General features: G+C 40.6%; 15 protein-coding genes and 1 pseudogene. 7 read left to right on the top strand and 9 right to left on the bottom strand.

Annotation, left to right across the window (positions count from 1 at the left end; all coding sequences use genetic code 11):
- Nucleotides 1-4 precede the first annotated feature (4 nt).
- The 7 genes from rpsS to KNQ97_RS12705 form a co-directional block, all read right to left on the bottom strand.
- A complete protein-coding gene (gene rpsS, locus KNQ97_RS12735; RefSeq protein WP_001138119.1) occupies nucleotides 5-280 on the bottom strand; it encodes a 30S ribosomal protein S19 in 276 nt (91 codons plus the stop codon).
- 13 nt (nucleotides 281-293) lie between these two features.
- Complete coding sequence (gene rplB, locus KNQ97_RS12730; protein WP_001122317.1) at nucleotides 294-1,118, bottom strand: 50S ribosomal protein L2; 825 nt, start codon at nucleotides 1,116-1,118, stop codon at nucleotides 294-296.
- Between the two features lie 11 nt (nucleotides 1,119-1,129).
- Complete coding sequence (rplW, locus tag KNQ97_RS12725; protein WP_001058538.1) at nucleotides 1,130-1,450, bottom strand: 50S ribosomal protein L23; 321 nt, start codon at nucleotides 1,448-1,450, stop codon at nucleotides 1,130-1,132.
- Nucleotides 1,447-2,049, bottom strand: coding sequence for a 50S ribosomal protein L4 (gene rplD / locus KNQ97_RS12720; protein ID WP_001050255.1), 603 nt, complete (start codon nucleotides 2,047-2,049; stop codon nucleotides 1,447-1,449). Before rplD ends, rplW begins: the two co-directional genes overlap by 4 nt.
- An 11-nt stretch (nucleotides 2,050-2,060) precedes the next feature.
- Nucleotides 2,061-2,699 (bottom strand): 50S ribosomal protein L3, encoded by a 639-nt coding sequence (gene rplC, locus KNQ97_RS12715; RefSeq protein WP_001982642.1) that lies wholly within the window; start codon nucleotides 2,697-2,699, stop codon nucleotides 2,061-2,063.
- Nucleotides 2,700-2,756: 57 nt separating this feature from the next.
- A complete protein-coding gene (gene rpsJ, locus KNQ97_RS12710) occupies nucleotides 2,757-3,068 on the bottom strand; it encodes a 30S ribosomal protein S10 (RefSeq protein ID WP_000070912.1) in 312 nt (103 codons plus the stop codon).
- A 252-nt stretch (nucleotides 3,069-3,320) separates the two neighbouring features.
- Nucleotides 3,321-4,049 (bottom strand): type 1 glutamine amidotransferase, encoded by a 729-nt coding sequence (locus tag KNQ97_RS12705; RefSeq protein WP_000835293.1) that lies wholly within the window; start codon nucleotides 4,047-4,049, stop codon nucleotides 3,321-3,323.
- A 167-nt stretch (nucleotides 4,050-4,216) separates the two neighbouring features.
- Here KNQ97_RS12705 and KNQ97_RS12700 point away from each other — a divergent pair, with 167 nt between their 5' ends.
- The 7 genes and pseudogenes from KNQ97_RS12700 (at nucleotide 4,217) to KNQ97_RS12670 (ending at nucleotide 10,390) form a co-directional block, all read left to right on the top strand.
- On the top strand, nucleotides 4,217-5,407 hold the full coding sequence (locus tag KNQ97_RS12700; protein ID WP_057051676.1) for a PLP-dependent transferase: 1,191 nt from the start codon (nucleotides 4,217-4,219) through the stop codon (nucleotides 5,405-5,407).
- A gap of 43 nt (nucleotides 5,408-5,450) precedes the next feature.
- Complete coding sequence (locus KNQ97_RS12695) at nucleotides 5,451-6,998, top strand: helicase HerA-like domain-containing protein (protein WP_000537113.1); 1,548 nt, start codon at nucleotides 5,451-5,453, stop codon at nucleotides 6,996-6,998.
- Nucleotides 6,999-7,019: 21 nt separating this feature from the next.
- Nucleotides 7,020-7,141 (top strand): annotated as a pseudogene (locus KNQ97_RS12690) (hypothetical protein).
- A gap of 2 nt (nucleotides 7,142-7,143) precedes the next feature.
- The gene (locus KNQ97_RS12685) at nucleotides 7,144-7,908 is read left to right on the top strand and encodes a globin domain-containing protein (protein ID WP_000188889.1); all 765 of its coding nucleotides are present in this window, start codon (nucleotides 7,144-7,146) and stop codon (nucleotides 7,906-7,908) included.
- A gap of 85 nt (nucleotides 7,909-7,993) precedes the next feature.
- Complete coding sequence (locus KNQ97_RS12680) at nucleotides 7,994-8,431, top strand: Rrf2 family transcriptional regulator (protein WP_001176606.1); 438 nt, start codon at nucleotides 7,994-7,996, stop codon at nucleotides 8,429-8,431.
- A gap of 108 nt (nucleotides 8,432-8,539) precedes the next feature.
- Complete coding sequence (yihA, locus tag KNQ97_RS12675; RefSeq protein WP_001254463.1) at nucleotides 8,540-9,316, top strand: ribosome biogenesis GTP-binding protein YihA/YsxC; 777 nt, start codon at nucleotides 8,540-8,542, stop codon at nucleotides 9,314-9,316.
- A gap of 123 nt (nucleotides 9,317-9,439) precedes the next feature.
- Nucleotides 9,440-10,390 (top strand): metal-dependent hydrolase, encoded by a 951-nt coding sequence (locus tag KNQ97_RS12670; RefSeq protein WP_086262216.1) that lies wholly within the window; start codon nucleotides 9,440-9,442, stop codon nucleotides 10,388-10,390.
- 43 nt (nucleotides 10,391-10,433) lie between these two features.
- On the opposite strand, the gene KNQ97_RS12665 is transcribed toward KNQ97_RS12670, so the two are convergent.
- Both KNQ97_RS12665 and KNQ97_RS12660 read right to left on the bottom strand, forming a co-directional pair.
- A complete protein-coding gene (locus tag KNQ97_RS12665; RefSeq protein WP_002000599.1) occupies nucleotides 10,434-11,699 on the bottom strand; it encodes a dicarboxylate/amino acid:cation symporter in 1,266 nt (421 codons plus the stop codon).
- A gap of 106 nt (nucleotides 11,700-11,805) precedes the next feature.
- On the bottom strand, nucleotides 11,806-12,678 hold the full coding sequence (locus KNQ97_RS12660) for an acyl-CoA thioesterase II (protein WP_000993136.1): 873 nt from the start codon (nucleotides 12,676-12,678) through the stop codon (nucleotides 11,806-11,808).
- Nucleotides 12,679-12,736 lie beyond the last annotated feature (58 nt).

The following is a 12,736-nucleotide window of genomic DNA, read 5'->3' as shown; positions in this document are numbered from 1 at the left end:
CCTATTAACGTTTAGACTTCTTGTCAACACCGTGACCACGATAGGTACGAGTTGGCGCGAATTCACCGAGTTTATGACCAACCATATGCTCAGTAACAATTACTGGAACGTGGTTACGGCCATTGTGAACAGAAATTGTTAAACCAACAAAGTCTGGAAGGATCATCGAACGACGAGACCAAGTTTTGATCGGCTTGCGAGAGTTACTAGCAACAGCCGCTTCAACCTTAGCGAACAAGTGCGCATCGACGAATGGGCCTTTTTTCAGAGAACGAGGCATTAGTCAGATTCCTTTACTTGACGCGACGGTCGCGAATAATCATCTTAGTCGTACGCTTGTTGGTACGTGTCTTGTACCCTTTAGCTTTTTGACCCCATGGGCTTACAGGTTGAATACCTTTGTTACGCCCTTCACCACCACCGTGTGGGTGATCAATCGGGTTCATCGCCATACCACGTACGGTAGGACGAACACCACGCCAGCGTGCAGCACCAGCTTTACCTAATGAGCGAAGGTTGTTTTCTTGGTTAGAAACTTCACCAATTACAGCGCGGCATTCAACGTGTACTTTACGCATTTCGCCTGAACGAAGACGAATGATTGCGTAAGAACCATCACGACCCAACAATTGAACAGAAGCACCAGCAGAACGTGCTAATTGAGCACCTTTACCGATTTTAAGTTCAACGTTATGAAGTGTAGAACCGATTGGCATGTTACGAAGTGGTAAACAGTTACCTGGACGAATTGGAGCATCGTTACCAGATTGTACTTTATCACCAGCACGTAAGCCTTTAGGCGCAATGATATAACGACGCTCACCGTCAGCATATTTCAATAATGCAATATGCGCTGTACGGTTTGGATCGTATTCAATACGTTCTACAACAGCAGGTACGCCATCTTTGTTACGTTTGAAGTCAACGATACGGTAATGTTGCTTATGACCACCACCAACGTGACGAGTAGTAATGTGACCGTTGTTATTACGACCACCAGTACGTTTTTTTGCTTCTACCAACGGTGCATAAGGCGCGCCTTTGTGAAGATGGTCATGAACCACTTTCTCTACAAAGCGACGTCCTGGAGACGTTGGCTTACATTTTTGAATCGGCATAATTTTCGTCCTTATTCCGCTGCGCTTTCAGCGGTATCGCCCAAGTCAGCCATTTCAACATCTTGGCCGGCTTTCAGGGTGACGTATGCTTTTTTAACATCAGAACGACGTCCTAATGTACGACCAAAGCGCTTAGTCTTACCTTTAGTAATAGTTGTGTTAACTTTAACAACTTCTACACCAAAAAGTTTTTCAACTGCTTTTTTGATTTCAAGTTTAGTAGCGTTGATATCTACTTTAAATACTTGAACACCAGCAGTATCACCTAAAACTTGTGCCTTTTCTGAGAAGACTGGTCCTTTTAGGACTTGATAGATACGTTCGTTGTTCATCCGAGTTCTACCTCAATTTTCTTAGCAGCAGCTACAGACATCACAACTTTATCAAACGCGATCAAGCTTACAGGATCGATTGCAGTTGCATCTACCACATCAACGTGTGGAAGGTTGCGCGCTGCAAGATATAAGTTCTCATCTACAGCATCTGTAACGATCAAAGCACGAGCTGCATTTAAATCGTTAAGTTTTGCAAGCAATTCTTTAGTTTTTGGAGCAGCAACAGCGAACTCTTCAACTAAAACAAGGCGATCTTGGCGAACAAGTTCAGCTAAGATACATTGCATTGCACCGCGATACATTTTACGGTTTACTTTTTGAGACCAATCTTGTGGACGAGCAGCAAAAGTTTTACCACCACCAACCCAGATTGGGCTACGAATAGAACCCGCACGAGCGCGACCAGTACCTTTTTGACGGAATGGTTTTTTACCACCGCCAGAAACGTCTGCACGTGATTTGTGAGCACGAGTACCTTGACGACCACCTGCTAAGTAAGCAGTAACAACTTGGTGTACAAGAGCTTCGTTAAATTCACGTCCGAAAGCTACTTCAGACAATTCAACAGCAGAGCCGGAAACAGTTTTTAAATTCACGGTATTTCCCCTCAGGCCTTGATGGTAGGACGTACAATAACGTCACCGCCAGTTGCACCAGGAATTGCACCCTTAACAACCAAAACTGAACGTTCAGTGTCAACAGATACGATTTCAAGACCTTGTACTGTTACGCGTTCATCACCTAAGTGACCAGCCATTTTTTTGCCTTTGAACACGCGTCCAGGAGTTTGGTTTTGACCTGTAGAACCTAAAACACGGTGAGAAACAGAGTTACCGTGAGTAGCATCTTGGGTACGGAAATTCCAACGTTTAACACCACCTTGGAAACCTTTACCTTTTGATTGACCAGTTACGTCAACAATTTGACCAACTGTGAACAAATCAACGCCAATAGTACCGCCAACTTCACGGCCTTCAAGCTCAGCTTCAGTAACACGAAACTCTTTAACTAAACGACCAGCAGCAACACCCGCTTTAGCGAAGTGACCTTTTTGAGCGTTAGTTACGCGAGACTCGCGACGTTCACCAGTAGTTACTTGAACAGCTTGATAACCATCAGTTTCAAGTGTTTTGATTTGCGTAATGCGGTTTGGATCGACTTCGATGACTGTAACAGGTACAGAAACACCAGCATCTGTAAAGATGCGAGTCATACCACATTTGCGACCGACTAAACCAATAGCCATGTGCATAAACCTCTAAAAAAGCGGCCTAATTAACTAATCGTTAATTAACCGAAAGCCTTAACCCAAAGCGATCTGAACATCAACACCAGCTGCAAGATCTAACTTCATCAATGCATCAACAGTTTTATCTGTAGGTTGAACGATGTCGATCAAACGTTTGTAGGTGCGAATTTCGTACTGGTCACGCGCATCTTTGTTAACGTGCGGTGAAGTAAGAACGTTGAAGCGTTCGATGCGAGTAGGCATCGGAATTGGACCACACACTTGTGCGCCGGTACGCTTAGCGGTTTCTACGATCTCTTGAGCAGATTGATCAATCAGACGATGATCAAAAGACTTAAGACGGATACGAATTCTCTGGTTAGACATACCAGTAAACTCCAAGCCAAATATATAAAGAATCACCTTTGACGCATCTCACCTATCTGGTAAGTGTCAAAGGCAGTGATAATCACCAAGGTCGTGATCGATGCCACGACTGTAATGCACATTTACTACTTTCTTCGCAGTAAATGCCCTCTTCTTGAGGGTCGCTCATTATAACGATTGTTTAAGTCTTATGCAATTCTCTTTTTCTATTTTCTGCTCAATTCATCCTTTTTCTCATCAACTCTATATTTTTTATTGATTGACCACGAACTCTATTGCCCTGTTTAAAAGTTGATTGCCTTGTTCAAACTTTTGGATGTCGCAATGATGTAGTTCATCTAAAGATTGAACATACTCACCTTTAAAAATAGAAAGCTCTTGTTCGTTCTCTAAAAGAAGATTTAATACCTTCGGTGTCATTTCTGGATGAAATTGAAAACCAAGAACATTTGAACCAATTTGGTACATCTGGTTACGACAAACTGAGTTCTCTGCTAAATGAATCGCACCTTTAGGAATCTCAAAAGTTTCACTATGCCACTGCATTACATTTATTTTTTCTGGTAATAAAAAGCTTTCTTTAGGTAAATTCGGCACCCTTTGTACGGTCGACCATCCCAATTCTTGATAACGGTTTCTACTAACGGCGGCTCCTAGTGCATTGGCAATAAGTTGCCCTCCGAGACAAAGTCCTATCGCAGGCTTTCCCGCCGCCAAATAACGACGTATCCATCTTTTTTCTATTTTTAACCATGGATAATTTGCCTCATCATTTACACTCATGGTTCCCCCCATAATAAGTAGCAAATCCACATCTTCAATGTGTGGCAATGCTTCTATTTCCAAAGGGAGATCAACTGGAAGTGCAAAAAACTCTGTAGCTGTTATCGTTGCATGGTGTGCTTTTAAGAATGAATAGCAGCTTCCAAAACCTTCGCCAGCAATATGTTGAAAATAGTGAACACGTAAATGCGACTTCATGCGCTTAAACCTATTGTTGTTAGAATGTTGGTTTGATCTTTGCAAAAATAAAGCCAAGTTTTAGTGAATGTTACACTAGTAACGAAACATCTTAGAAATAATCAAAAATCTAGCAGTTAAGTAAGTTTTCTCTTAATCTAATCTCATTATGTAAAGTATAGCGCCCCATGAAAAAGCATAACAATTTCCAAACCCAACTCATTCATGCACCACGAAAAGCACCTCAATTTATTGAAACCGTGCAACCTCCCTTATTTCGTGCATCAACTATTATTTTTAAATCAACTTCGCACCTTTTTGACCGTCACTGGACCGATCCTTATGACTTTAGTTATGGCACCCACGGTACGCCTACGACATTTACACTAGGCGACAATATTGCTCAAATTGAGGGTGGTTTATACTGCCTACTTGCTCCAAGCGGGTTATCTGCGATTAATCTCGTAAATTCTGCTGTGTTAGCAACAGGTGATGAAGTTTGGGTGCCAGACAATATATATGGTCCGAATCTGGAACACCTAAACTACTTAAAAGATCAATATGGAATTAATGTTCAAGTTTATAACCCGATCGATGTCTCAAGTTTCCAGCCTTCTGATAAAACCAAGTTGCTATGGTTAGAAGCAGCAGGTTCTGTCACTCTTGAATTTCCAGATCTCAAAGCGCTAGTAAAAAAAGCAAAAGCACATGGCGTTTTAACTGCACTAGATAATACTTGGGGAGCTGGCCTCGCCTTTAATGCTTTTGATTTTTCCGATGAGCATTTATCAGTGGATTTAACCATTCATGCGCTTACCAAATATCCAAGTGGTGGTGGCGATATTTTAATGGGAAGTGTGGTAACTCGTGATGAGAAGTTACATCACCGTTTGTTCCGAATGCATGCCATTTTAGGGATTTCGGTATCTGGTGATGATACCGCCCAAATTCAACGCAGTCTTGCGCATATGTCATTAAGGTATGAGCAACAATCAAATAATGCTAAAACCCTACTGACATGGTTAAAAGAACAATCTCAGTTTGCACAAGTTCTACATCCAAGCGATAAAGCTGCACCTGGTCATCAATACTGGCAAGAAATTTGCTCAACAGGTAAAAGTGCAGGCTTAGTGAGTGTTGTATTCAAATCTGATTATGATATTTCAGCAGTACGCCGTTTTTGTGATGCTCTTAAGCTATTCAAACTTGGTTTTAGTTGGGGAGGACCTGTGAGTCTCGTCATGCTTTATGATTTAAAAATGATGAGAAAACTTGAAAATACACATTTACAACAAGGTTTGTTGGTTCGCTTCTGTATAGGGCTAGAAGATCCACAAGATTTAATTCAAGATATCGAAAATGCTCTGAAACAAATGTAAAACGACAACATCAATAGTGGCTCACACTAAGGGATAAAAATATATGGGTACACCGATTGTTATTGCAAAAAATATTAACGACACATCAAAAGAAATTGTTTTACTTTCCCAATTTGCCAACCGGCACGGCCTGATTGCAGGTGCGACCGGTACAGGTAAAACAGTCACCCTAAAGGTGCTCGCAGAGAGTTTTTCTCGAATCGGCGTTCCCGTCTTTCTTGCCGACGCAAAAGGTGATGTTTCAAGCCTCGCAAAAGCTGGTGAAGCTTCGGATAAATTTAATGAACGCTTAAAGCTTTTACAGATCGACAGTGTTCCATTTGCAGCCAATCCAGTTGTTTTCTGGGATTTATTTGGTCAGCAAGGCCACCCTATTCGAACCACTATTTCTGAAATTGGACCAATTTTATTAGCACGTATACTCAACTTAAATGACACCCAAGAAGGTGTTTTATCTGCCGTATTCCGTATTGCAGACGACCAAGGATTACTTCTGGTCGACTTTAAAGATTTAAAAGCCATGATCACTTTTGTAAGTGAACATGCAGCTGAGTTTAAAGCCGAATATGGCAACTTATCTCCAGCCAGCTTAGGCGCTATTCAACGCAATCTTCTTGCTCTTGCCGACCAAGGTGGAGAGCAGTTTTTTGGAGAACCAGCTTTAAATATTCTGGACTTTATACAAACCGACGCAAATGGGCATGGTTATATCAATATTCTTGCGGCTGACAAGCTCATGAATACACCTAAGCTATATGCTACTTTCCTGTTATGGATGCTTTCAGAATTATTTGAACAGCTTCCAGAAGTTGGTGATATGGATAAACCTAAACTCGTGTTTTTCTTTGATGAAGCCCACCTGTTATTCGACAACGCCAGTCAAGCTTTACAAGAAAAAATTGAACAAGTTGTACGTTTAATTCGTTCTAAAGGTGTGGGAATTTATTTTATTACCCAAAACCCGCTCGACTTACCAGAAAGTGTTTTAGGGCAACTCGGCAACCGTGTACAACATGCTTTACGTGCCTTTACTCCTAAAGATCAAAAAGCAGTAAAAACAGCAGCAGACACATTCCGCTCTAATCCCGATTTTAAAGTAGATGAAGCAATTACCGAGCTCGGTGTAGGTGAAGCACTGATTAGTTGTCTAGATGAACAAGGTACACCTCAAATTGTAGAACGTGGTTGGGTTATGCCTCCTTACTCTTCATTTACGCCTATCACTCCAGAAGAGCGTCAGACCTTAATTTCGCAAAGTATTATTGCCGGGGTTTATGAACAAGCTGTAGATCGTGATAGTGCCTATGAAATGCTCCAAAACAAAGTGGCTGAACGGGAACAGCAAAAACAAGATGCAGAACTCGCAAAACAGCAAGCGAAAGAACAGGAAACCTTAGCGAAACAACAAGCCAAAGAACAAGAGCGTCTAGCACGTGAACAGCAAAAAGAAGAGGAACGTGCGGCGCGTGAAAGAGCTAAACTTACTCAAGATATTGTCGGAACTTTTGCAAAAAGTGCTGCTCGCAGCTTAGGTGGTAGTACTGGCCAAAAATTAGTACGGGGGCTACTCGGCTCATTATTTGGAAAATAAAATTTATTTTTAAATCAGTATATTAATTTAGGGGATTTTATATCCCTTAAATTTTTTAAGGTTTTTATTAAAAAGCTATTGCTACAATTATTTTAAAGATGTATTTTAAATACATCTTATATAGCCAGATAATTAAGGTCTAGCCATGACTCCACAACAAATTGAACTCGTTAAATCTACTGTACCTGTATTGCGTGAACATGGTGTTACTCTAACTACATACTTCTATAAGCGTATGTTGAATAACAACCCAGAATTAAAAAATGTTTTTAATCTTGATGATCAGACCAGCCTGCGCCAACCTCGTGCTCTTGCAGCAGCTGTACTCGCGTATGCTGAAAATATTGAGAATCCTACGGTGCTTGCCAAAGCGGTTGAACGTATTACCACTAAACACGTGAGCTTAGATATTCAACCAGATCAATATGCAATTGTGGGCGACAACTTGCTTCATTCAATTAGTGAAGTTTTAAATGTTCCATTTGAATCAGAACTCATTGAAGCGTGGAAACAAGCTTACTTACAGTTGGCAGATATCTTAATTGGTGTTGAAAAACAAAAATATGAACAACTTGAAAGCTTGAAAGGTGGATGGGCTGGCTGGCGTTCATTTGAAATTACGCAAATTGACCCACTTGAGTCTGGCAAACGCTTTACTTTAAAGGCAACTGATCATGAAGATGTACTCACCAGCCCAGCAAATGCTTTTATTTCTGTAAAAGTTCAAGTACCTAACCAGCAGCTTGAACAACCAAAAGCATTTAAGTTCACAGAGGCTCAAGAGGACAATACTTATCATTTTGATGTTCAACCAGAAGAAAACCATACAGAGTTCTCTGTTTCAAACATTTTGCTTGAGCACTATAGAGTTGGTGATCAAGTACAAGTTTCAGCTCCTTTAACGCTGTAACTTAAAAAGCTCTGGCCTGAAAGTTTTATTCTTTAGACTTTCAGGCTAAGATGATCAACCTCTTAACCTTTAGTTTTTGGTGATCATGCAACTTAATAAATTTACCGATTATGCTTTGCGAATATTAATGTATGTCGCTCGTCCAAGTGATGCGCCGTACACGATTGCAGAAATCGCTCAAGATTTATATGTTTCGCAAAATCATCTTGTGAAGGTTGTCCATTTTATGGGTAAACAAGAGTGGATTATTACCATTCGCGGCAAAGGTGGTGGAATTCGATTAAATCCAAAAGCTTTAGATTTAAAACTTGGAACAATTGTCCGAATTTTACAAGGTGACCACCAAATTGTTGAATGCAATACACCGCCTTGTGTTTTACGCTCCCATTGCGGTTTGAAAGGTATTCTTGATCAAGCTTTGGAAAGCTTTTATCAAAGTTTAGATCAATATACGTTAGGTGAAGTTTTACAACAGCCAAAATCCGCTTCAGATCATTCCCCTATCGCCTTTTTACAACTCTAGAGCCCGTAATTCTATTTATCTTTTTAAGCAAGCTTACTGAAAATTAGCAAGAATAACCAAGCTCCTTTATACTAGGCGCGAGCCCTCTCATTTAAAAAGTTATTTTTTATGCGTCGTAGTGAAAAATCGAAAGACACCAAAGCCAGACTCGCACCCAAGCAAAAGATCAGTTATGAAAAGAAACCGGATCCAGCGATTACAGCCTATGCTGTGCAATCTCTAAACTGGTTACGCCAAGCTGAATTTTTAATGAGTGCTCCGAAATTGGCACTATGTGTTGAAGATAGTGGCTACGAGATTGCGTTTGCCGGACGTTCAAATGCAGGAAAATCTAGCGCAATTAATGCATTAACAAACCAGAAACAGCTTGCACGTGCCTCCAAAAAACCTGGGCGTACGCAAATGATTAACTTTTTCAGCCTAGGTAATCCAGATCAACGCTTAGTTGACCTTCCTGGTTATGGTTATGCAGCCGTACCAGAAGAAATGAAACGTGTATGGCAAAAAGAATTAGAAAACTATCTAATCCATCGTAAAAGCTTACAAGGTTTGGTTTTACTCATGGATATTCGCCACCCTTTACAGCACTTTGACATGATGATGCTAGAGTGGGCTTATTCACGCCATTTATTTGTTCATATTCTTTTAACCAAAGCAGATAAACTGAACCGCGGTCCAGCGAACAAAGTCTTGCTCGAAGTTAAACAGCAACTGAAAAAAATGAAGCTTGATTTCTCGATTCAGCTTTTTTCTTCATTAAACAAACTAGGTTTAGAAGAGCTAGCAAGTGTGATGGCTGGACGTCTGCACTTTACGCTTGAACAACAGCCAGAATTTGACGTTGATGCAATCCCAGAAGCAAGCGATGAGGATGCAGAAGAGTAAATCGTCAAAACAGATACAATTTCTTCATTAAATTTATATTCAATTGGCCCCTATTGCTAAACACAAATGTAGGGGCTTTTTTTATACTCATCATAACTTCATCGAGTTAAAAATCAGGACTAAATGATGAAATTGCTATCTTTTTTGAAGAATAAGGCTTTAGGTTCTTCTATTGATTATAAGATTCTTCCACGCAAGGTAAAATTTGACTGGAAAGATACCCCTATAGACTGGATTCCAAACCAACCGTTTGCAAGTTATTTTATTAATGAAATTAACAATATCTTGCCTGCTGGAGAGTTCTGGTTCTGCCGACTCTATAACAAGGTTTTACCGCGTATTACTGATGAAAAACTTAAACAGGATGTACAAGCATTTATTCGCCAAGAAGCAATGCATGCAAACGCACACACTTCTGCCAATAAAGAATATTTAAGTGCACGCAATATTGATATCCAGAGAAATCTGGACATTATGAATTATCTATTTACTACTGCTTTGGCAGATAAGCCTTTTGACAAAGAAGTTCCGCAATTCCTGCAAGAGCAATGGGATTTATTTCGTTTAGGTGTTATCGCGACAGTTGAGCACATGACATGTGTTCTAGGTAAATATGCGCTTTATAACAAACGCTGGGAAGAGTTAGGCGCAGATCCAGAAATGGTAGACTTGGTAAAATGGCATGGTTCAGAAGAAATTGAACACCGCACGGTTGCTTTCGATTTATATCGCCATTTAGGAGGTGGTTATATCCCGCGCTATTATTTAAGTCTTGCGGTGATTGTGCTTGTGTTAGGGCTATGGGTAGACGGCGCCGCACATATTATGAAGCAAGATCCACGTTTTGCTGATGCTGCCAAATCAAGATTTTTCCCAGCTTGGGTTGCTCTAGAATGGTATAAAATTAGCCGAAAAGATAATCAGGTTTTACCAAACCCAATCTGGCTTATTGCTCAGCAAATTGACTACCTCATGCCGTGGTATGATCCAGTTAAAGAAGGCAGCACTGAAGATGCGGTAAGTTATTTATCGCAGTCGCCAGCAGCCAAAAGAGCTGAATTACAAGCAGCTTAAAATAAAAAAAGCAGGATATAAATCCTGCTTTTTTATTTAGAGATTAGATACTAATATCTTTATCTTTGGTATATCGATCTACTACCACACTAATCATCATATCTCCCTGCACATTTACAACCGTTCTTACCGTATCGAGTAAACGATCGATTGGAAGTAAAATCGCAATTGCTTCGGCAGGTAAACCCACAGACTGTAATACCATAATCATGGTAACCATACCCGCACTTGGAATTCCTGGTGCTCCAAGTGATGCGATCATTGCGGTTAGGCACACTACAATTTGTTGTGTCAGGTTTAAGTCTAGTCCAACTAGATTTGCCACGAAGAGCGCGGCAGCAGCTTCATATAAAGCTGTACCATCCATGTTGAGCTGTGTACCCAACGGAATCACAAAACCTGCAGTTTGAGGACGAACACCTAAGTTTTCCTGTGCGCATTTCATACTCAGCGGCATAGTGGCAGAGCTAGAGCTCGTTGCAAATGCGGTAATTAAAGCTGTACGTGTGCCTTTGAAGAAAGTCCAAGGACTCATACGACCAAAAATCCAAAGCAGTAGCGGTAAAACAACAGCGCCATGAAAAATAGTAGTACCTGTTACCACAGCAGCAAATTCCGCCAATCGGCTTAATACTGAAATGTCTTCGGTGGCCATTAATTTAGCGAGTAAGGCAAAAATACCTAACGGCGCCAATTTCATTACCCAACCTACTAACATCATCATCATTTCAAAAAACTGATGACTCAATACCCGAATACTTTTAAAACGTTCGCCACCATGAACTAAAGCAACACCCACAAATAGAGCAAACACGACGACAGCTAAAACATTCCCGTCACTAAAAGCTTTAAATGGGTTAATTAAAGTATTTTGAATAAAATTAGTGAAGAAAGTTGCCGGGTTTAAACTATCTGGTGTTTGATAGCTTTGCATAGATGCCTGAAAAATTGAAATATCTACACCTCGCCCGACCTCAAACAAATGAGCACAGCTAATACCTAAAATTAAGGCCAAGGTGGTGGTGGTGATACAACACAAGAATGTGATTTTCCAAACTGGGCCTAATTGTCCACCTGCCTGCAAATTTGAAACTCCAACCACAATGGAGCTAAAAATTAATGGCACCAACAACATTTTAAGTAGCCCAATAAAAACACTACTTAATATGCCTAATCCATATAAACTGTGCTTTACAAAAGCAGTGTCCGGATACATGGTAAGTAGGAAGCCAAAGGCTAAACCTAAAATGGCAGCAATCAGAATTTGTGTATTTAAGTTCATATCAACATTATTTTTTTCAGTAGGCAATCCTTTTGTAAATATGACATGAGCTTGCTTTTCATTCGAGCAATTTTTTGTCACATCGTTTCAATTAAAAATAAAAAAGCCATCTTTTCAGATGGCTCATCGTTATTTATTGAGTTTCAATTTCCCGTAAACGCATCAAACCCTCTTGCACCGTACTACATACGAGTTGGCCATTTTGCCACATACGGCCAAAGTTTAAACCGCGAGAAGCCGCACTAACTGTAGCTTCCATGTCATAGAGCATCCATTCATCAGCACGAAGTGGGCGATGGAAATAAATCGCATGATCAATACTGGCACATTGCAAACTCGGAGAAATATAACTTAAGCCATGTGGTCTTAAAGCTGTTGTCATCAAAGTAAAGTCTGAGTAAAACGCTACAATTGCTTGATGCAATGAAATATCATCTAGCTGTTTTGGAATACGGTCATGGGTACGGATATAGTGCGCATTGAAAGGCGCTTCCGGTTGTGGTTGAAACGGATTGACTGGATCAATCGGACGGATTTCAACATGACGCTCACGCATAAAACTTGCACGAACATTTTCCGGTACAAAATTCAGGATACCTTCTTTCAACTCACTTTCCGATTTTAGCGCTTCAGGAGCTGGGTAATCTGGTTCTGGATGCTGATAGTTCAAGCCTTCTTCAGGGTTAGCAAAAGACACCATTGCCGAGAAAATAACTCGTCCATGCTGAATTGCCCGAACTTGACGGCTGACAAAGCTTTTGCCATCACGTAAACGATCTACTTCATAGATGATTGGAGCATTAATATCACCACCATATAAAAAGTAGGCATGCAGAGAATGCGCAGGACGATCAGTTGTGTAAGAAGCAGCACGTAATGCTTGACCGAGAACCTGACCTCCAAAAACACGTTTACCGACCAAATTACGGCTAATTCCACGGTAAATATTTTCTTCAAGCTTTTCTAAAGTGAGCAGCTCAACCAGTTCTTGGGTTAACGCATTCATGAGAGATACCTTCATATTGCAGGCAAAATTGGTATTAAAGGACAGATGTGTAGAATCT

Source organism: Acinetobacter sp. UC24323, from assembly GCF_024151445.1.
Classification (GTDB): Bacteria; Pseudomonadota; Gammaproteobacteria; order Pseudomonadales; family Moraxellaceae; genus Acinetobacter; species Acinetobacter baumannii.
This window is presented reverse-complemented; position numbering and strand designations above follow the sequence as displayed.